General features: G+C 48.7%; 11 protein-coding genes, 7 tRNA genes and 3 rRNA genes. 19 read left to right on the top strand and 2 right to left on the bottom strand.

Features of this window, described 5'->3' with window-relative positions:
• Window positions 1-59 precede the first annotated feature (59 nt).
• The 16 genes from H70357_RS26645 (at window position 60) to H70357_RS26570 (ending at window position 12,983) form a co-directional block, all read left to right on the top strand.
• The gene (locus H70357_RS26645) at window positions 60-1,346 is read left to right on the top strand and encodes a homoserine dehydrogenase (protein ID WP_038595664.1); all 1,287 of its coding nucleotides are present in this window, start codon (window positions 60-62) and stop codon (window positions 1,344-1,346) included.
• A 62-nt stretch (window positions 1,347-1,408) separates the two neighbouring features.
• Window positions 1,409-2,389, top strand: coding sequence for a homoserine kinase (gene thrB, locus H70357_RS26640; RefSeq protein ID WP_038595661.1), 981 nt, complete (start codon window positions 1,409-1,411; stop codon window positions 2,387-2,389).
• Window positions 2,386-3,273 (top strand): prephenate dehydratase, encoded by an 888-nt coding sequence (gene pheA / locus H70357_RS26635; protein WP_038595659.1) that lies wholly within the window; start codon window positions 2,386-2,388, stop codon window positions 3,271-3,273. The genes thrB and pheA overlap by 4 nt, the downstream gene beginning before the upstream one ends.
• 4 nt (window positions 3,274-3,277) lie before the next feature.
• Complete coding sequence (gene ilvE / locus H70357_RS26630) at window positions 3,278-4,159, top strand: branched-chain-amino-acid transaminase (RefSeq protein WP_038595656.1); 882 nt, start codon at window positions 3,278-3,280, stop codon at window positions 4,157-4,159.
• Between the two features lie 260 nt (window positions 4,160-4,419).
• A complete protein-coding gene (locus H70357_RS26625) occupies window positions 4,420-6,030 on the top strand; it encodes a LysM peptidoglycan-binding domain-containing protein (RefSeq protein ID WP_081965944.1) in 1,611 nt (536 codons plus the stop codon).
• A 507-nt stretch (window positions 6,031-6,537) separates the two neighbouring features.
• Window positions 6,538-8,093 (top strand): 16S ribosomal RNA (locus tag H70357_RS26620).
• Window positions 8,094-8,338: 245 nt separating this feature from the next.
• A 23S ribosomal RNA gene (locus H70357_RS26615) occupies window positions 8,339-11,265 on the top strand.
• Between the two features lie 76 nt (window positions 11,266-11,341).
• Window positions 11,342-11,458 (top strand): 5S ribosomal RNA (gene rrf, locus H70357_RS26610).
• Together the 16S, 23S and 5S rRNA genes form the textbook arrangement of a ribosomal RNA operon.
• A 95-nt stretch (window positions 11,459-11,553) precedes the next feature.
• Window positions 11,554-12,081 carry an AAA family ATPase gene (locus H70357_RS26605; protein ID WP_156130952.1) on the top strand — a complete coding sequence of 176 codons (528 nt, stop codon included), beginning with the start codon at window positions 11,554-11,556 and terminating at the stop codon, window positions 12,079-12,081.
• 140 nt (window positions 12,082-12,221) lie between these two features.
• Window positions 12,222-12,293 (top strand) — tRNA-Glu (locus tag H70357_RS26600).
• Window positions 12,294-12,374: 81 nt separating this feature from the next.
• Window positions 12,375-12,450: transfer RNA gene (locus H70357_RS26595), tRNA-Val, on the top strand.
• A 67-nt stretch (window positions 12,451-12,517) separates the two neighbouring features.
• A tRNA-Met gene (locus H70357_RS26590) sits at window positions 12,518-12,591 on the top strand.
• A gap of 6 nt (window positions 12,592-12,597) precedes the next feature.
• Window positions 12,598-12,675: transfer RNA gene (locus H70357_RS26585), tRNA-Asp, on the top strand.
• Window positions 12,676-12,721: 46 nt separating this feature from the next.
• Window positions 12,722-12,796, top strand: a tRNA-Gly gene (locus H70357_RS26580).
• A gap of 6 nt (window positions 12,797-12,802) precedes the next feature.
• A tRNA-Arg gene (locus H70357_RS26575) sits at window positions 12,803-12,879 on the top strand.
• A gap of 25 nt (window positions 12,880-12,904) precedes the next feature.
• Window positions 12,905-12,983: transfer RNA gene (locus H70357_RS26570), tRNA-Leu, on the top strand.
• 493 nt (window positions 12,984-13,476) lie between these two features.
• Here H70357_RS26570 and H70357_RS26565 read toward each other — a convergent pair.
• Window positions 13,477-15,084, bottom strand: a complete 1,608-nt coding sequence (locus tag H70357_RS26565) for a response regulator (RefSeq protein WP_038595651.1) — start codon at window positions 15,082-15,084, stop codon at window positions 13,477-13,479.
• Window positions 15,077-16,906 carry a sensor histidine kinase gene (locus H70357_RS26560; protein ID WP_038595649.1) on the bottom strand — a complete coding sequence of 610 codons (1,830 nt, stop codon included), beginning with the start codon at window positions 16,904-16,906 and terminating at the stop codon, window positions 15,077-15,079. Before H70357_RS26560 ends, H70357_RS26565 begins: the two co-directional genes overlap by 8 nt.
• Before the next feature lie 318 nt (window positions 16,907-17,224).
• On the opposite strand from H70357_RS26560, the gene H70357_RS26555 reads away from it, so the two are divergent.
• From H70357_RS26555 to H70357_RS26545, 3 genes are read left to right on the top strand one after another with little or no spacing between them, the layout of a single operon-like run.
• Window positions 17,225-18,586 carry an ABC transporter substrate-binding protein gene (locus H70357_RS26555; protein ID WP_197073621.1) on the top strand — a complete coding sequence of 454 codons (1,362 nt, stop codon included), beginning with the start codon at window positions 17,225-17,227 and terminating at the stop codon, window positions 18,584-18,586.
• A gap of 54 nt (window positions 18,587-18,640) precedes the next feature.
• Window positions 18,641-19,516 carry a carbohydrate ABC transporter permease gene (locus H70357_RS26550; protein WP_038595646.1) on the top strand — a complete coding sequence of 292 codons (876 nt, stop codon included), beginning with the start codon at window positions 18,641-18,643 and terminating at the stop codon, window positions 19,514-19,516.
• Window positions 19,517-19,536: 20 nt separating this feature from the next.
• Complete coding sequence (locus H70357_RS26545; RefSeq protein WP_081965943.1) at window positions 19,537-20,361, top strand: carbohydrate ABC transporter permease; 825 nt, start codon at window positions 19,537-19,539, stop codon at window positions 20,359-20,361.
• Window positions 20,362-20,597: the final 236 nt, after the last annotated feature.

Below are 20,597 nucleotides of genomic sequence, written 5' to 3'. Positions count from 1 at the left end.
TTTTATTGCGATCATTATTCTGTGAAGTATAGCTTCATATAACTTTTAGGAGGATTCAAATGAAGCCGGTTAAAGTTGGTTTATTGGGGCTGGGAACAGTAGGTACGGGCGTGGTCCGTATCGTAGAAGGAAATCAGGAGGATCTGAGCAGTCAAGTGGGCTCCCCGATTCTCATTGAGCGCATTGCTGTGAAGAATACGGATAAACCCCGTGAAATCGAAGTAGATGCCTCCAAAGTGACTTCAGATCCATGGGAGGTTATCCGTGATCCTGAAATTGATGTCATCGTCGAAGTGATGGGCGGCATTGCCGGAACGAAGGAATATATCCTTGAAGCGCTGGAACGCGGCAAACATATTGTAACCGCCAATAAAGATTTGATGGCGCTGCACGGCTCGGAGATTCTGGCCAAAGCGCAGGAGAAGCAATGCGATGTGTTTTATGAGGCAAGTGTAGCCGGAGGAATTCCGATTATCCGCACGCTGATCGAAGGCTTTTCATCAGATAAGATTATTAAGATTATGGGGATAGTGAATGGAACAACCAATTACATACTGAGCAAAATGAGCCAGGAAGGCGCGTCCTACAATGATGTTCTTAAGGAAGCGCAAGGACTGGGATATGCTGAGTCTGACCCGACCTCCGACGTTGAAGGTCTCGATGCTGCACGCAAGATGGCGATCCTCGGCACGCTTGGCTTCCGTACAAATGTTGAACTCAGTGATGTCAGTGTGAGCGGCATCTCGGGAGTGAGCAAAGAGGATATCGCGTTTGCTAAACGTCTTGGTTATGAAATGAAGCTGCTAGGAATCGCGGAATGTGAAGACGAGGCGTTCAGTATCAGTGTTCAGCCGACCATGATCCGGGCCAGCCATCCGATCGCTTCCGTCAACGGTGTCTATAATGCGGTGTATGTATTCGGGCAAGCGGTAGGAGAGACTATGTTTTATGGTGCGGGAGCAGGTGCGATGCCTACAGCAACCTCTATCGTTGCCGATCTGGTGGCGGTTATCAAGAACCTGAAACTGGGCGTTAACGGTCTCAAGCAGATTGTCCCGTATAAGCAAAAGAAGCTGAAGAGCGACGAGGACATCTTTTTCAAGAACTTTTTGCTGCTGCATGTAGATGATAAAGCGGGTGTGCTGGCGAAGATCACCCAGGTGTTTGCCGAATACGATGTCAGCCTCGATTCCGTTGTGCAGCAAGCCAACCCAAATAATCCTGATGCGGAGATCATAATTGTGACGCACAATGCAAGCAAGGCGAGTATGAATAAGGTAATGCGGCATTTGGAGCAGCTTGCGGTCATCCACCGGATCAAGAGCCACTATCGTGTGGAAGGCTGACAACGGAGTAAGTTCCAGATATCAGGAACCGCGTAAAAATAACGAAGGAGATTTCATCAGCCATGAGTATTTACGGAAGGTCTAGAGTTAAAGTCCCTGCCAGTACCGCCAATCTTGGACCGGGTTTTGATACACTTGGTATGGCCTTGTCGCTGTATGCCTGGATTGAGATGGAGGAAGCTGCGGAAACCGTGTTTCACCTACATGGTGATGAGATGAAGGGTGTGCCCCAGGACAAGAATAACTTGCTCTACCAGGTAGCCCAAATGGTTTTTGCGGAAGCTGGGGTTACCATCCCTGAGTTGTCGATTTCCATGTATTCCGAGATTCCGCTGACACGGGGGCTTGGCAGCAGCGCTTCAGCGATTATTGGCGGAATGGCAGCAGCTAATGCTATGATTGGTTCACCGCTGGACAACGGCAGACTGTTTGATATGGCCACCGCACTGGAGAAGCATCCCGACAATGTTGGAGCGTCCCTGTTCGGGGGAATCATTACGGCTGTCTGGGATGGCGGGCATGCCGACTATATCCGTCTGGAGCCGCCACAGGATCTGGAAGTGCTTGTTGTGATCCCCGAATTTGAGCTGGCCACGGTCAAAGCGCGTGGGGTCATTCCCTCCGAAATCACGGTGGGCGATGCGGTGTTTAACATCAGCCGCACCTCGTTGCTGACGGCGGCACTGGCCTCTGGCAGGCTTGATCTCATCAGCCGGGCCATGCAGGACCGGCTGCATCAGCCATACCGTGCGCCGCTGGTGCCGGGGATGGAGAAGCTGCTCGCCGAAGCCCCGCAGCATGGGGCGCTGGGAATTGCTCTTAGTGGCGCGGGCCCTACACTTCTTTGTCTGGTCGACCGGCGCGAGGGCAGGAAGCAGGAGCTTGAGCAATTTTTGAAAGAAACGATGCAGCAGCACGGTATCCCGGCCCGCACTCGCTGGCTGCCTCCATGTACTTCCGGGGTTACCACTGAGCTGCTTGAAAGAAACGGGATGCAAAAGCAATCATTTTTGGATATGATAAAAGGAGAAATACAGTCATGAAGTCAATAGCGGTATTGCCGCAGGGTACCGTCTCCCACGAAGCGCTGCTGCACTTGTTTGGTGCTGAGCCAGTAAAGCTTGAACATCATAAGCTGATTTCCGACGTTTTTCTCTCTACGGCAGGCGGTGCCACTGATTACAGCGTCATTCCCATTGAGAACACGATTGAAGGTTCGGTCAGTCTGCATATCGATTGGCTCATTAATGAAGTGAATCTTCCAATGCAGGCGGAGTGGATATTTCCGTCGATACAGAATCTCATCAGCAACCCGCAGGAGTTCAAGGATGACAGTGGATATAAGGATTATACTAAGATCGTAAAGATCCTTTCCCATTCTGTCGCCATGGCGCAATGCCTGCAGTTTATCCGTGAGCATGCCCCTTGGGCTGAGCTGGAGTCGGTCGGAAGCACTTCCGAAGCAGTGGAAATTGTAAAGAACAATCCGGGCAAAGGTTGGGCAGCAGTCGGCACGGCACTCGGTGCCGCAACGCATGGCTTGGAGATCCTTGACCGGAAAATCACAGACCACCATAATAATTACACAAGGTTTGTCCTTGTAGGCCCGCACAAGCTGAAGCTTCCCCGCAAAAGTGTCGGAGACAAGACAAGTATTCTTGTAACCCTGCCGGAGGATTTTCCGGGAGCCTTGCATCAGGTGCTGTCTGCATTTGCATGGCGCCGTCTAAATTTATCGCGTATTGAATCACGGCCTACGAAGAAGAAACTGGGTACTTATTATTTTTACATTGATGTGCTGGAACCGATAGAATCGGTCCTGCTCCCGGCGGCGATTGAGGAGATCAAAGCATTGGGCTGTCAGGTGCGGATTCTGGGCTCCTATCCCACATACACCTATGAGGAAGAGAAAGCGGAGGTGCAGTAAGTTCATGGCTGAGCAATGGATCTATCTGGATGGACAACACGTAACAAAGGAAAATGCAAAGGTATCCGTTTTTGATCATGGATTCTTATATGGAGACGGCATTTTCGAAGGCATTCGCATTTATAACGGCAACATTTTCAAATGCAAAGAGCATCTGGACAGGCTGTATGATTCGGCCAAGTCAATTATGCTGGACATTCCGCTGACTTACGATGAAATGCTGGAGGCTATGGCTGAGACGATTCGCTTGAACGATATGCGCAACGGCTATATCCGTCTGATTGTTTCGCGGGGTCCCGGAAATCTGGGGCTGGATCCACGGCGTTGCCCTAAGGCGAGCGTGATTATCATTGTGGAGCAGCTGGCTATTTATCCGGAGCAGGCTTATCTTAACGGTTTGCGGGCAGTTTCCGTATCACAGCGGCGCAATATCCCAGATGCACTGAATCCGAAGATCAAATCACTCAACTACCTCAATAACATCCTCGTCAAGATTCAGTCCAATCTCGCTGAGGCTGACGAAGCGATTATGATGAACGCTCAAGGGTACGTAACGGAAGGTTCGGGGGATAATATCTTCATCGTCAAAAGAGGTGTGGTGTACACGCCGCCTTGCTACCTTGGTGCACTCGAAGGAATTACCCGTCTGGCCATTATCGAACTCTGTGAGAAACTGGGACTTCCGCTGAAGGAAGAGCCGTTTACCATGCATGATGTCTATATTGCCGACGAAGTCTTTTTCACCGGAACGGCAGCCGAGGTTATTGCAGCCCGTGAAATCGATGGACGGATTATCGGAGCAGGGCATGCCGGACCGATTACACTGCAATTACTTGAAGAATTCCGTAATGCGGTGGATAAAGACGGCTACAAAGTCTGGGAATAGTGATTCAACTAAATTCTTGATTTAACATAAGCAAATCCTTTCATGCCAGTCATGAAAGGATTTTTTTTGTTCACATGATGTCAATCGCCCATGGGCTGCATAAGATGTAGTAACGAAGGAGGCGGCTGTACCGCATTTTACGATGCTTGAGAGCAGAGCCGGGAAATCGGAATTGCCTAGAGCGGGGGTTGCAGCATAGCTGTAAAGAATGCATCGCTTCACAACTCTTTGGCATATGCCGTCTAGGTCAGGACTGTGTCGTGCTGATCTGGATGCATAGGCTCACAAAATTTGTAGGAGGTAAATGCTGCGTGAAAATACACATTGTTAAAAAAGGCGATACGCTGTATGCATTATCACAAAAGTATGGAGTAACGCTCCAAAAGATTATTGAGGCTAACCCGCAGATCAGTAATCCTGAAGTGCTTGTTATTGGGGATAAAGTTAAAATCCCTGCGGCTCCGATGCTTGTTCCGGAAAACAATGAGCTTTACTACAAGCACACCGTTAAACAAGGCGATACGTTGTGGAAATTATCCAAAGCATGGGGAATTACCTTGAAAGAGATCATTGACGCCAATCCGCATCTCAAGAATCCTAATGCGCTCATGACCGGTGAAGTTGTCAATATTCCCAAAAAGGCGAATGAGCCGACTCCAATCCAGGCTCAATCCATGCAACCTATGCAATCCAATGCCAATGCAAATGCCAATGCAAATGCAAATGCCAATGCAAATGCTACTCCGGTTCAACCGCTTGCTGTATCGCCTGAGGTGGTAGATAAAACAAAGGTTGGCGGAAAAACCTATACCGGACCGAAGGAAGAGCCCGTTCAGATAGTTTCCCCTGTCTCAACCCCGGCTCCGAATCCCGCACCGGCTCCTATCCAGGTTGCCGCACCTCTTCCGAATAAAGCACCTGAAGTAGCTCCCATTCAGGAAGTAGTGCATGAAACACAAAGTCTGTTTGTACAAATTTCTGTGCCTGCGCAAGAAGCCATAACCTATGAGATGCCCAAAGAAAAGGAGAAATCTGAGGTGCAGCCGGCAACCTGGCCTGACCTTAAGGACGGACCATGCGAAAAAACAGCAGGTTATCCTGGATTAAACGAAAATCCATATTATTTCGATTGCCCGCCGGCATATCCGTACTATGAGCAGCCAATGCCAATGATGGGTATGAATGCGGCCCCAGGTTTTATCCAGCCGACTGCTTATATGCCGGACTGTGCTTCTCCGTATGATTATCCGGGTAACATGTATCCCGCAACTGACTATTCCAATACTTGGTATCCAAATGCAGCTCCTGAGTATGTAAATGCGGCTATGGCTGAGAATAATCCTCCTGTTGATTATTCTGCGTACGCAGTTCCGCAGTACGGCGGTCAGTCCATGAACCTTCCTTGGCCGACCTGCGGCTGTGGTGGAGGAATGCCGAATCAGCCCTATACTTATGAACAGCCTGCATATAATAACATGTCGCCCTATATGCCACAGCCCGGTGCGGTTTCTCCTTACGGAGCTGGACCCTTCTCAATGCCGAATGAGGCCGCTGTTGCACCGTTAGGAATACATGGGATTCCTGGATATCCGATGTATCCGGGGATGGAGAATTATGCTCATCACAACCGTGTGCCAGAAATTCTTGAGCCGGAGATTATTGCGCAGAATGTTCCTCAAGCAGCGGAAGCCGTCAGTGCAGGAACCGCAGTTAAGAACAAAGCCAGCACGGGAAAAGCGGGTACTCCTAAAGTTAAAACCTCAGGTCTAGCTGGTGACAAATCAAATAAAACTGCACCTAAACAACGTTCGAAGCAATCAGGCCGCACGGGAACTTCGAAGAAAAGTAAAAATCCATGGATATCAAATTAAATTAGCTTTGGATTGAGATTTGCGTATTGCACCAGAGGGCCTGCATCATAAGATGCAGGCCCTCTGGTGTTTGCTTATTTATCATTAGGAAGAGTGTCATGCATAGTATAGCTAACGATACTAATAGTACTAAAGTGAAAATGGTAAATCCTGTGGGTTGTTTTTGTTAGAGGTTACATGTTATATTATAAATCCAGTCGCAAGCAGAAGGAACGCTTGAATGATTGGAACGTGTTGAACGATTGATATTGCTAACATGATGAAAAATAAGTGTTGCATTGAATCGGAAAACATGATATATTATAAGAGTTGCTGGTGACGAGATAATCGACACTGACAACGAGCTTGATCTTTGAAAACTGAACAACGAGTGAGTATGGAAATCACGCAAGTGAGATCCAAAACTGATGAGTTTCACAGCGTATTTATACGCTTTAGAAATTTCATCGTGAGAATGTAAATTCTCGTCAGATGTTTCAAATTGAGCAATCGCTCTTTCTAAATACCAATTTGGAGAGTTTGATCCTGGCTCAGGACGAACGCTGGCGGCGTGCCTAATACATGCAAGTCGAGCGGAGTTATGAAGGAGCTTGCTCCGGATTAACTTAGCGGCGGACGGGTGAGTAACACGTAGGCAACCTACCTCTTTGACTGGGATAACTACCGGAAACGGTAGCTAATACCGGATAATTCCTTTGTTCACATGGACGAAGGATGAAAGGCGGAGCAATCTGCTACAAGGAGATGGGCCTGCGGCGCATTAGCTAGTTGGTGGGGTAACGGCCCACCAAGGCGACGATGCGTAGCCGACCTGAGAGGGTGAACGGCCACACTGGGACTGAGACACGGCCCAGACTCCTACGGGAGGCAGCAGTAGGGAATCTTCCGCAATGGGCGAAAGCCTGACGGAGCAACGCCGCGTGAGTGATGAAGGTTTTCGGATCGTAAAGCTCTGTTGCCAGGGAAGAACGTCCGGTAGAGTAACTGCTACCGGAGTGACGGTACCTGAGAAGAAAGCCCCGGCTAACTACGTGCCAGCAGCCGCGGTAATACGTAGGGGGCAAGCGTTGTCCGGAATTATTGGGCGTAAAGCGCGCGCAGGCGGCTATTTAAGTCTGGTGTTTAAACCTTGGGCTCAACCTGAGGTCGCACTGGAAACTGGGTGGCTTGAGTACAGAAGAGGAAAGTGGAATTCCACGTGTAGCGGTGAAATGCGTAGATATGTGGAGGAACACCAGTGGCGAAGGCGACTTTCTGGGCTGTAACTGACGCTGAGGCGCGAAAGCGTGGGGAGCAAACAGGATTAGATACCCTGGTAGTCCACGCCGTAAACGATGAGTGCTAGGTGTTAGGGGTTTCGATACCCTTGGTGCCGAAGTTAACACAGTAAGCACTCCGCCTGGGGAGTACGGTCGCAAGACTGAAACTCAAAGGAATTGACGGGGACCCGCACAAGCAGTGGAGTATGTGGTTTAATTCGAAGCAACGCGAAGAACCTTACCAGGTCTTGACATCCCTCTGAATCCACTAGAGATAGTGGCGGCCTTCGGGACAGAGGAGACAGGTGGTGCATGGTTGTCGTCAGCTCGTGTCGTGAGATGTTGGGTTAAGTCCCGCAACGAGCGCAACCCTTGACTTTAGTTGCCAGCAGGTTGAGCTGGGCACTCTAGAGTGACTGCCGGTGACAAACCGGAGGAAGGTGGGGATGACGTCAAATCATCATGCCCCTTATGACCTGGGCTACACACGTACTACAATGGCCGGTACAACGGGAAGCGAAGCCGCGAGGTGGAGCCAATCCCAGCAAAGCCGGTCTCAGTTCGGATTGCAGGCTGCAACTCGCCTGCATGAAGTCGGAATTGCTAGTAATCGCGGATCAGCATGCCGCGGTGAATACGTTCCCGGGTCTTGTACACACCGCCCGTCACACCACGAGAGTTTACAACACCCGAAGTCGGTGGGGTAACCCGCAAGGGAGCCAGCCGCCGAAGGTGGGGTAGATGATTGGGGTGAAGTCGTAACAAGGTAGCCGTATCGGAAGGTGCGGCTGGATCACCTCCTTTCTATGGAGAATCGTCACCTGCAACGGTGACATTCAAATCGGAAGCTTAGCTTCCAAAACTCAGGTTTAGGCCTGTTACTCACTCGTTGGTCAGTTTTGAGAGTTTAAGCTCTCAAGTAACACCTTGATCCTTGAAAACTGGATACCGAAACGAATTTGCGTTTTAGAACATCTTTTAGCTGAAACTTGTGTGAACAAGTTTTAATTATAGCGATGCTAGCGATTTTCCTTCTGGAAAAACGCATTGGTTAAGCTAATAAGAGCACACGGAGGATGCCTAGGCGCCAGGAGCCGACGAAGGACGTGGCGAACAACGAAACTGCCTCGGGGAGCTGTAAGCAAGCTTTGATCCGGGGGTGTCCGAATGGGGAAACCCAGCTGTGGTAATTCGCAGTTACTTCTCTCTGAATACATAGGGGAGATAGAGGCAGACCAGGGGAACTGAAACATCTAAGTACCCTGAGGAAGAGAAAACAATAGTGATTCCGTCAGTAGCGGCGAGCGAACGCGGAACAGCCTAAACCAAGGGGCTTGCCCCTTGGGGTTGTGGGACGTCTCACATGGAGTTACAAAGGAATATGGTAGGCGAAGAGGTCTGGAAAGGCCCGCGATAGAGGTAAAAGCCCTGTAGCCTAAACTGTGTTCTCTCCGAGACGGATCCCGAGTAGTGCGGGGCACGTGAAACCCCGTATGAATCCAGCAGGACCATCTGCTAAGGCTAAATACTACCTGGCGACCGATAGTGAAACAGTACCGTGAGGGAAAGGTGAAAAGCACCCCGGAAGGGGAGTGAAATAGAACCTGAAACCGTGTGCTTACAAAAAGTCAGAGCCCTATTAATGGGTGATGGCGTGCCTTTTGTAGAATGAACCGGCGAGTTACGTTTAACATGCAAGGTTAAGGTGAGAAGCCGGAGCCGCAGCGAAAGCGAGTCTGAATAGGGCGATTTAGTATGTGGACGTAGACCCGAAACCGTGTGATCTACCCCTGTCCAGGGTGAAGGTGCGGTAACACGCACTGGAGGCCCGAACCCACGTATGTTGAAAAATGCGGGGATGAGGTGGGGGTAGCGGAGAAATTCCAATCGAACTCGGAGATAGCTGGTTCTCCCCGAAATAGCTTTAGGGCTAGCCTCGGTGAATGGAGTGGTGGAGGTAGAGCACTGATTGGGTGCGGGGCCCGCAAGGGTTACCAAGCTCAGTCAAACTCCGAATGCCATTAACTTCTTGCCGGGAGTCAGACAGTGAGTGCTAAGATCCATTGTCAAAAGGGAAACAGCCCAGACCATCAGCTAAGGTCCCCAAGTGTGTGTTAAGTGGGAAAGGATGTGGAGTTGCACAGACAACCAGGATGTTGGCTTAGAAGCAGCCACCATTGAAAGAGTGCGTAATAGCTCACTGGTCGAGTGACTCTGCGCCGAAAATGTAACGGGGCTAAACACACCACCGAAGCTATGGCTAGATGCTTTGCATCTGGGGTAGGGGAGCGTTGTATGCAGGTTGAAGGTGTACCGTAAGGAGCGCTGGACAGCATACAAGTGAGAATGCCGGTATGAGTAACGAAAAGATCAGTGAGAATCTGATCCGCCGAAAGCCCAAGGTTTCCTGAGGAAGGCTCGTCCGCTCAGGGTAAGTCGGGACCTAAGGCGAGGCCGAAAGGCGTAGTCGAAGGACAACAGTTTGAAATTACTGTACCACCGTAATCCGCTATGAGCGATGGGGTGACGCAGGAGGGTAGTGACGCGGACTGATGGATGTCCGTCTAAGCAGTGAGGCTGGTGTGTAGGCAAATCCGCACACCGTTAAGGCTGGGCTGTGATGGGGAGCGAAAATTATAGTAGCGAAGGTCATGATCTCACACTGCCAAGAAAAGCCTCTAGCCAGGAGAAGGTGCCCGTACCGCAAACCGACACAGGTAGGCGAGAAGAGAATTCTAAGGCGCGCGGAAGAACTCTCGTTAAGGAACTCGGCAAAATGACCCCGTAACTTCGGGAGAAGGGGTGCCTCGGTAGGGTGAATAGCCCGAGGGGGCCGCAGTGAAAAGGCCCAAGCGACTGTTTAGCAAAAACACAGGTCTGTGCGAAGCCGCAAGGCGAAGTATACGGGCTGACGCCTGCCCGGTGCTGGAAGGTTAAGGGGAGCGGTTAGGAGTAATCCGAAGCTGTGAACCGAAGCCCCAGTAAACGGCGGCCGTAACTATAACGGTCCTAAGGTAGCGAAATTCCTTGTCAGGTAAATTCTGACCCGCACGAATGGCGTAACGACTTGGGCGCTGTCTCAACGAGAGATCCGGTGAAATTTTAATACCTGTGAAGATGCAGGTTACCCGCGACAAGACGGAAAGACCCCATGGAGCTTTACTGCAGCTTGATATTGAATTTGGGTACGATCTGTACAGGATAGGTGGGAGCCGTAGAGGCAGGAGCGCAAGCTTCTGCGGAGGCGCCGTTGGGATACCACCCTGATCGTATCTAGGTTCTAACCTGGTACCCTAATCGGGTACGGGGACCGTGTCAGGCGGGCAGTTTGACTGGGGCGGTCGCCTCCTAAAGAGTAACGGAGGCGTTCAAAGGTTCCCTCAGAATGGTTGGAAATCATTCGAAGAGTGCAAAGGCATAAGGGAGCTTGACTGCGAGACCAACAAGTCGAGCAGGGACGAAAGTCGGACTTAGTGATCCGGTGGTACCGCATGGAAGGGCCATCGCTCAACGGATAAAAGCTACCCTGGGGATAACAGGCTTATCTCCCCCAAGAGTCCACATCGACGGGGAGGTTTGGCACCTCGATGTCGGCTCATCGCATCCTGGGGCTGAAGTAGGTCCCAAGGGTTGGGCTGTTCGCCCATTAAAGCGGTACGCGAGCTGGGTTCAGAACGTCGTGAGACAGTTCGGTCCCTATCTGTCGTGGGCGCAGGAAATTTGAGAGGAGCTGTCCTTAGTACGAGAGGACCGGGATGGACGTACCGCTGGTGCATCAGTTGTTCCGCCAGGAGCATGGCTGAGTAGCTACGTACGGACGGGATAAGCGCTGAAAGCATCTAAGCGTGAAGCCCCCCTCAAGATGAGATTTCCCAATTAGTAAGACCCCTTGAAGACGACGAGGTAGATAGGTTGGAGGTGGAAGTGCAGCAATGCATGGAGCTGACCAATACTAATCGGTCGAGGGCTTATCCAACAGTAAGACGCAGATTTGTTTCGGATTCAGTTTTCAGGAATTAAGGTTCCTGAAGCATTTACGCTGTAAATGCCCGTTTGGTGGCGATAGCGGAGGGGTTCCACGCGTACCCATCCCGAACACGACCGTTAAGCCCTCCAGCGCCGATGGTACTTGGACCGAAGGGTCCTGGGAGAGTAGGACGCCGCCAAGCACAGAGACCACTGTTGATTTAATCAGCAGTGGTCTTTTGTTTATGCTACGCTTTGCCAATACTAGGAATGGAAAGAACTCAAGGGGAGACCATTAATGATCATATGGATTAATGGGGCGTTTGGATCGGGAAAGACGGAAACGGCTTATGCACTAAACCGCAGAATACCACAGTCTTTTGTGTTCGATCCGGAGAATGCAGGATATTACATCCGAGAGAGCATTCCGCACGAGATTTCCCAAGATGATTTTCAGGATCATCCTCTTTGGCGCGAAATAAACTATTCCATGCTAAAATACATAGACTCTCAGTACAGTGGAACTATTATTGTACCTATGACCATTACGGATTCCGGCTACTTTATGGAGATTGTTGGCAGACTAAGGCAAGAAGGCGTGGAGGTTCATCATTTCACCTTATGTGCTTCCCAGGAGACGCTGCTTAGAAGATTGAATAGCCGGGGGGACTCTAATAACTCTTGGCCCGCCCAACAGATTGAGCGATGTCTCAAGGGCCTTGGCCAGGAGATATTTCAATGCCACCTGAATAATGACCAGTTGACAGTTGAAGAGGTAGTAGAGGCTATAGCGTTGCAACTGGGTATCACCCTGTTACCCGCATAATTTCAGCTCTAATTATTGCAGATTAGCTAGCTTGAAGATCTTACTGAAAGAAATAAATTATAAAATCCTTATAAACTATTGCTATATAGTCTTATAATTGATATAATACTTTTTGTTGTCACAAAAGATAACTTTATTGTGGCCCGTTGGTCAAGGGGTTAAGACACCTCCCTTTCACGGAGGTAACATGGGTTCGAATCCCATACGGGTCATCAACTTTTTATCGAATTTCGCTGATAAAGATTGCTTTTATCAGAAGAATGTGTTAAGATCATTAAGTTGCTTCTTTCATTGGAGGCTTAGCTCAGCTGGGAGAGCATCTGCCTTACAAGCAGAGGGTCGGGGGTTCGATCCCCTCAGCCTCCACCAGAGGATTCCTTAAATAGCGGAATGTTGTGCTTCTGGGAAGATCAAAGAAATAAACACTTTTTACTGACGCGGGGTGGAGCAGCCCGGTAGCTCGTCGGGCTCATAACCCGAAGGCCGCAGGTTCAAATCCTGCCCCCGCAATTATTTGGAACCGTGGTGTAGTTGGCCTAACATGCCTGCCTGTCACGCAGGAGATCGCGGGTTCGAATCCCGTCGGTTCCGCCATTTATGGCACCGGGTTAGAATCTCAGCAATATCATACATACTGTGTGCGGACGTGGCTCAGCGGTAGAGCATCGCCTTGCCAAGGCGAGGGTCGCGGGTTCGATTCCCGTCGTCCGCTCCATAATATGCGCCCTTAGCTCAGCTGGATAGAGCGTTTGACTACGAATCAAAAGGCCGGGAGTTCGAATCTCTCAGGGCGCGCCATTTTTAATCTAATAATTAAATATACGCCGGCGTGGCGGAATGGCAGACGCGCTCGACTCAAAATCGAGTGGGAAACCGTGGAGGTTCGAGTCCTCTCGCCGGTATTAGCTAAAAGGCTTATGAAATTGTGGTTTACACAATTTCATAAGCCTTTTTTATATATTTTGATTGTCTGACTTATCGTTTTTGCAAAAAGAAACTTTTGGTCTCAATTTGAGATGGGCTTAAGGTTTGCAATTGTTAAATAATCACTATGACCGAGCCATTCCTGAACATCCTTAATGCAGACCCCATTGCATCATATTGAGATAGTCCAGGTAGTCCTTACAGTAAGAATCCTTGCAGAAGTGTCATCTTATCCTATTGTTGTTTAAGACGCAGTAGCAGTTCGTAGAAAGCGTCTACCAGTGGCAGCGCCCGCCGGCTTGCCTTATTCTTTGATCGACCCATCGCAATCGTGATTAACTTTCCATTAAGCTACCTTTCACAAATGCGCTGGGCAGGGCACCCGGAATAATCACCGGCGCATCCGCAGTCCTGTGGGTGCACCAGTGATTGACTGGAAAGCAGGAAGATGATAATGAGCAGCGGCGGCTTTTATCCCAATTCTGTCTGTGAATAATTCAGCTTGTATTCCTTGGGACTCATCCCTGTGTATTTGGAGAACACATGAGTGAAATAAGCAGGTGTCTCAATACCGACTGCTTCCGCGACTTCAAATACTTTACTCGCCGGATTCCTGAGTAATTTCTTGGCCATTTCAATCCGGTACTTGTTGATCGCGTCGATGATGGACTCGCCGGTTACTTTCTTGTAAAGGCGGCTGAGGTAGCTGCTGTTGATATGGATATGGTCCGCAATAATCTGCAGATTCAGGTTCTGGTTGTAATGCTCTCTTATAAATTTCTGGCATTCTATAACAATGTAATTGGGCTGCTTGTCATTAAATGCCACTGCCCTCGAGCAGCTTCGAATCAAGCGCTTTAAGGTGTCTGCCAACAACTGAATGCTCTTGCTCTCCTGGATTTGCTTATAAACCATGGATTGGCTTTCTTCCAACTCCGGTGCGAAGGGGTGGCTGGCGCTTAGCAAGCGGAAACAGTATGAACCGATAAGCAGACAAGCCACCTTTACATTCTCAATCGGCTCTTTGATACTCCTGTAGCTCTCAAGTAACTGATCCAGTTGTTTAATTGCCAGATCACTTTGTCCTTGTTGCAGATATTCAACAATTTGCTCTGCGGCATGATGGGGAGGAGCTCCGGGAGTGAGTGTCTGGTTAGTATGAGGCATATAAACAGCCACATAATTATCGCTGTAAAAGCTGCCTTGCAGCGCTTCTCTTGCCTCACGGTAAGCCTTTGACAGCGTCAGCACATCCCGGTGTATCAAACTGATGCCGATATTGAGATGGAATCGTCTAAAGTTCTCTGCCATGGCGAGAACTTCATTGCAAATCGTGAGCAAGGCTTGTGTGGAGACTGCTGCGTTGCCGCCGCCCATGGAGACAATAGCCAGCAAGGAGTTTTTTTTCATTGGCATTATATAAGAGGGCCGTTTCTCGAAGGCTAGCACAAGGAATTGGCGAATGGAAGCCAAGAACCGGTGATATTCATTCGTTGGGGGGGAGCTGAGCGTATCCTTAACCTCCAGATGGACCCCTAAATAGTTCTCCAATTGTAAACCAAGCTCTCTTGAGCGGCTGAACAAACTCGCTTCATCGCTGATCAAGCCTTCAACGGCCTCCTTCAGAAATTTCTCACTGATTTCAGAAAGATTGTCGTTGATCTTGCTCTCCAGCTGTCTCAATTTCTGCTTCTGTTCTTTCTCCTTTTCTAGCAGCCGCGTTGCTTTTTCAATCGCCCCGGGAATCTTCTCTGTGGGATTGGACTTGACCACAAAATCTACTACTTCATACTGAATGGCAGTTTGGGCATAGGAGAAGTCAGCGAAGGCTGTAAGGAGGATGACCTTGATCTGCGGAAAGTTCCGGTGTACATGGTCCGATAAAGCAAGACCGTCCATCCCCGGCATGCGGATATCGGTTACAATAATATCGATATCATAATGGCTGAGCAGCTCCACAGCTTCTATCCCATTGGAAGCTTCACATATTACCTCACATTGGAGAGCCTCCCAATCAATAAAACACTGCAGCCCTTTTTTGATAACAGGCTCATCATCAACGATCATTACGTTATACATGCGATAGTTCCCCCTGATCTACTGGTATGTGAAGGGTAACTTTGGCTCCCGCCCCAAATTCGCTCTCGACATCAACTCCATAAGGCTCGCCGTAGACCAGCTTGACCCGTTTATGCGTATTGATCAGGCCAATATTGTTGTGGCCTTGTTTGCGCATGGTCATGCTTTCGAAATTACTCCAATTCCGGGGGACATACTCAAATCCATTGCCATTGTCCGTAATCTCAAAATAGATCGAATCGTTTCTGCGGTAAATGTGGATGTGGATGATTCCTTTGTCCAGCTTTTTTTCCACACCGTGAACAACGGCATTTTCCACCAAGGGTTCGACACTGAGCTTGGGAAGCAACAGATCCAGTATGGCCTCGTCCTCAATATGGATCGTATACTCAATTTTATCCTCAAACCTTTCTTTCTGCAGATAAAGATAAAATTTGATATAATCCAGTTCCTGACGAATCGGGACCTTGGCCAGACTATTGGAATAAATACCTGCCTGCAGCAGCTCCGTAAGCGACGTCACCATTTTGTAAACGGTCTCATCTTTAGACAATTTTGCTTTGTAGCCAATGGTAATCAACGTATTGAACAGGAAATGGGGATTCATCTGGGCTTGCAAAAATTTGATCTCCGACTCTTTGATCAGCAGGTGATTCTCATAAACTTCCTTGATGAGATAATTGATTTCTTCCGTCATTCTGTTGAAGGTGGTACTCAACTGATTGAGCTCCATATCTTTGTAGGCCGGCATCCTTGTGTTGTAATCACCTTTCTTTACCTTACGGATACTCCGCAGCAGATCACGGATGACTCGGGTAAAGCGAAGAGATAACAGGACGCCTGCTGCGAGGGATATGAAAGCAATCAGAGCGATAATCCAAATGTAATTACGCATGCTTTCGGACAACTTGGAGAGTACTTGCTTCTTAGGGATGCCTGCAATGAAGGTAAGCCCGGTTGTGCCGATACTGCGGGAAACGGCCAGGTAGCTTTCCTGGTTGATCTTGACTTCACTTACTTCGGAATTGTCTTTCAACGCATAGACAGCGGGAGAAACGATAGAACCCAACTCTTGCTTATCGGCACTGGAATAGATGGCTCCCCGGTTATCAATGATGTATGCCATAGCACCCGGGAAGGCGAGCAGCCCGGAATATTTTTCTGCTAAATCCGCCTCATTCGTGCCGAAAATCAGCACAAGGCGCTGCTGGGGAAGGTTGATATTGGATACAATTCGTGTGAAATAGATGGTACGGTCCTCGAGGTTTGGAGTGATAATTTCCTTGCCCCGAACGATGCCATTAACCGAATGATAGACAGCGAGATTGTTCTTATTAATTTGTTCAAGGTTGGGCTGTGACTTTAGAACGGATATATAATTGTCCGCATCAAAAAAAACATAAGCCGTTGATAGCAGGCTGATATTCCAAGCGTTGTTGAACATAAGGCTGTATCTCAGGTCTTCTTCCATTTCACTTTTATTGATAAATATTTTGTAGTAGTCGTCTCCCGGAGACACATCCTCGATTGACCAGGTTCGTACCGTTTTATTGGCGAGGAAATGCAGAGAGGTATTATCAATAATCTGAAAAGATTTCTCGATATTGTCGTTGGTCTGGCGGATCAGAAGGGACAGATTATCATTGGCATTCCTCGTCAGAATCCCGGAAATGTTCCAATAGAAATAGCAGCCGGCGAACGTCATCGGCAGAAGAATAAGAAGAAAGATTATAATCACAATTTTATTCCTTACCGGAATGCGGGAGATAACTCCATAAATTGGGCGAAGGCTGAGACGTCGCATGATCTGTTCATTGGACATGCTATCCTCTCCTTGATGGATGATACTATAGTAAAGCTATTATATAATCTTTTTTTTGTGGCGAATACCCGAATAGAACGAAATACAGCCATTTCCGGCCATGTGGTAAAGAAAACAACAAAGAGTTAAAGAAATCTGAAAGCCCTTTCAGTTGTCCCGCTGCTTTGCCATATTTGCTCAAGATATTATAAAAGATAATACCGAAAAACCAATTCTTTCGCATTTTTCTTTGTTCTACAATGAGAGCTGTAACAAACCGCAATTGGCCGCAGCGTTACGACCCTGCATCAAGCCATCATTATTAAAGGGGGATTTGATTTGAGAAAGCCATTGTACAAAGCGAGCTGTACCTTAGTAAGCACTCTGATTCTGGCCATGTCCATTTCGGCATGCGGATCACAGAATTCATCAGAAAACAGCGGGGAGCCCGCAACTGCTGCACCATCCGCCTCGGGTCAGGCAAGCACTGCTCCTACTGTCAAGACGCCGGTGAAAATTTCTTATCTTACCTTCCGGGTAGGCACTCATGCATCAGCCAGGCTGGAGGAGGAACAGATCAAGCAGTTTAACGCCAAGTATGGTGATGAAGTGGAAGTTGTGGTTGAGGAAATCCCAAGTGATTCCGCGTATGAGGACAAACTGAAGATTCTGGCAGCCTCCGGGGATGTTCCGGATGTCGTCATGGGCAAGAACGGAATTAATGACATTTTGATCAAGGGTAATCTTGCAACCCCTTTCAATGACTATTTGGATAAGGACCCGGAATGGAAGGCAGCGGTCGGTGAAGCGGCGCTTGCTGCCAATACCCGGGATGGAAAGGTCTGGTCGATCAGCGATCAGAAGCAGAACATCGGTTATTTCTACAACAAGGAAATGTTTGAGCAGGCAGGGATCAAGCCGGCGCAGACGTGGGATGAATTTATGAGCAACAATGAAAAGCTCAAGGCAGCAGGCTTTGTTCCGCTCGCGTTGATGACCGGGGAGAATGCCTGGACGACCAACCTCATTCTCGCTGCCATCGTCGGCACAAACGGGGATAATGGCAATTCGTTCATGAACACACTGCACCCCACCAACTTTAATACCCCAGAAATGATTCAAGCGCTCAACTTGATGAAGACGATACTGGAGAAGCATACGACCAAGGATGCGCTTGGTGCCGGATACGCCAATGCAGCGAACACCTTCTGCCAGAACAAGGCGGCTATAATTGCCAATGGTCCCTGGATGATCGGTGACTTTAGCGACCCGGCCAAATCCAGTGAAGGGTTCGACAAAAAGGTGGGTGTCGCAGCATTTCCGAACAACAGCATGATCTCGACATATGAGGTTGGCTATATGATCGGAGCCAAAACACCGGAAACCCGCGACGCCGCCGAGAAATTCATCCGTTTCAAGACGGGGTTGGAGGGACAGAGCATCGCGCTTGAATATGGCAATGTGATGCCGGTATCCAATGAGATTCAGCCTTCGGATGCGCTGAAGCAGAAATATCCGATTTTTGTTGAAGCCATAGCTGTAGCCCAAAAGACGCAGGTTCATTATGCATCGTTTGACTCCATAGTCTACCCCAACATAACCGACGCCTGGAAGAACCTCTATCCGAAGCTGGTATTCGGCCGATCGACGGCAGAGGAGATTACCAAGGATCTGACGGATCTTGCAGCCAAAAGTAAATAAACAGCAAGCTGACAATTGAGAGTACGAATTGTCCGATTGGGGAGGACCATATGGATGGTTAGGAAAAATAGAGGGTACATCACACTTTTCTTGTTGCCGGCTGTTGCACTGTTTATTATTGTCTATGCCGTATCGCTTGTCATTCTGTTCGGTACATCCTTTACAGAATGGTCGGCCGGACGAAAACCGGTTTTTATCGGTCTCGTCAATTATATCCAACTGTTTACTGACGATTCTGATTTTCGTAAGAGCTTTCTGAATACGGTTGTCTGGGTTTTGCTTCAGTCCACGATCCACGTTGCCATCGGTACAGTATTCGCGATTATTCTCAGTATGAAAGAATTCTATTGGAAGTTTGCGCGAACGGTTTACATGTTTCCCAACATCATCTCAGGCGCAGCCGTTGGTATGCTGTTCTTATGCATGCTCAATCCTGATTTCGGTGCAGTGAACAGCATTGTCCGCTTGTTTGGTAATGCGGATTACGCTCAGAACTGGTTCATGGATTACGCAACCGCCTTCTTCTCTGTCACAATGACCTGGTTGCCCTATGCGGCTGTCGTTACCATTCTGATTCTGGCCGAGATTGCAGCAATTCCGGAAAGCCTGTTTGAATCGGCGCGTATCGACGGGGCCAGCGAGTTGAAAATCAATCTGTATATCATCATTCCTATGCTGCGTAATATTATTGGCACCTGCGTGATTTTAGCCGGAACAAGTATGCTGCAGAAGATGGATATTATTATGATGACGACAGGTGGCGGACCCGGCAATGAAACAATGAATCTGCCCATTTATATTTACAAGACCGCACTCATGGACAATAACTTTGGTTATTCCAATTCGGTGGGCGTCTTCCTAATCGGCTTTGGCTTGCTTTTTGTCCTGCTTTGCCGAAATCTGTTCAGAATAGGCAGCTCCCATAACTGAATGGAGCGACTGGGGTGAGAATGTTGAAAAAAGGTTTGGTTGTGCTCAAGTATGGTTTTGTGCTCCTGCTCGTACTGTTGTCGCTTGGTCCGTTTCTGTGGGTGCTGATGGCTTCATTTAAGACAAATGCCGAGATTTTGACCAATTCGCTCGGCTGGCCAAGCAGCTTCCGCTTTTCCAATTACTCCATGGCCTTCAAAATTGCGCCGATTTCCCGGTTTTACATCAACAGTGTGATCGTTGGTATCTTCGGGACATTATTAAATTTGCTTCTTCTCGGAATGGCAGCCTATGTCCTGGCACGCTTTCAATTCCGCTGCAAGAAGCTGCTGATGGGAGCATTCTCCCTTTCTCTGCTGATTCCGGGTGCTGCCATGCTGCAGCCGCTATATTTGACGGTTAACACGTTGGGGCTTTACGACAAGCTGATTGGACTTATTATCGTTTATGCCGGCTTTGGTTTGCCGGTCTCGCTCTATATTCTATCAAGCTATTTCCTGACTATTCCCAAGGAAATGGAGGAATCGGCTTATCTGGACGGTGCCAGCTTCATCAAGACGTTCTTCAAAATTATTTTGCCCATATCGAAGCCGGGCTTCGGCACGGCGGGTGTGATGCAGTTTCTACTCTGCTGGAATGAATTTCAATTCGCTATAATTCTGACGACGGGCAATCAAAGCCGTACACTGCCGCTTGCGCTCTATTATTTCAAAAGCCAATTTGCCAGTGATTATGGAGTCATGTTTGCTGCTACGATGGTCGTTATCATACCAAGTATCCTAGTTTATATCGTGTTGCAGAAGCAAGTTGTATCCGGACTTGCCGCGGGAGCGGTCAAGGGATGATGAACCGGATGATGCCGCAGCCTATGTGATTCGTTCCCTGCAATCGTGGACAGTGTACCGGCTGGATCATCTTGGGGGCGACACGTGATCCGCAGTGCTGCGAAGTGAGACAAAACAAAAACACCTTCAAGAGGATGGAACCCTGTCGTAAGATAGGGGATAACCTTGGAGGTGTTTTCACGTTCGGATTTAAGCGAAAAAATAACCAGTCACCGGTGGTCTTCCGGTGACTGGTT

This window comes from Paenibacillus sp. FSL H7-0357 (genome assembly GCF_000758525.1).
In the GTDB taxonomy this organism is placed as follows: domain Bacteria; phylum Bacillota; class Bacilli; order Paenibacillales; family Paenibacillaceae; genus Paenibacillus_AQ.
Note: the sequence above shows the minus strand (reverse complement) of the source record. Positions and strands in the feature narration are given on the sequence as shown.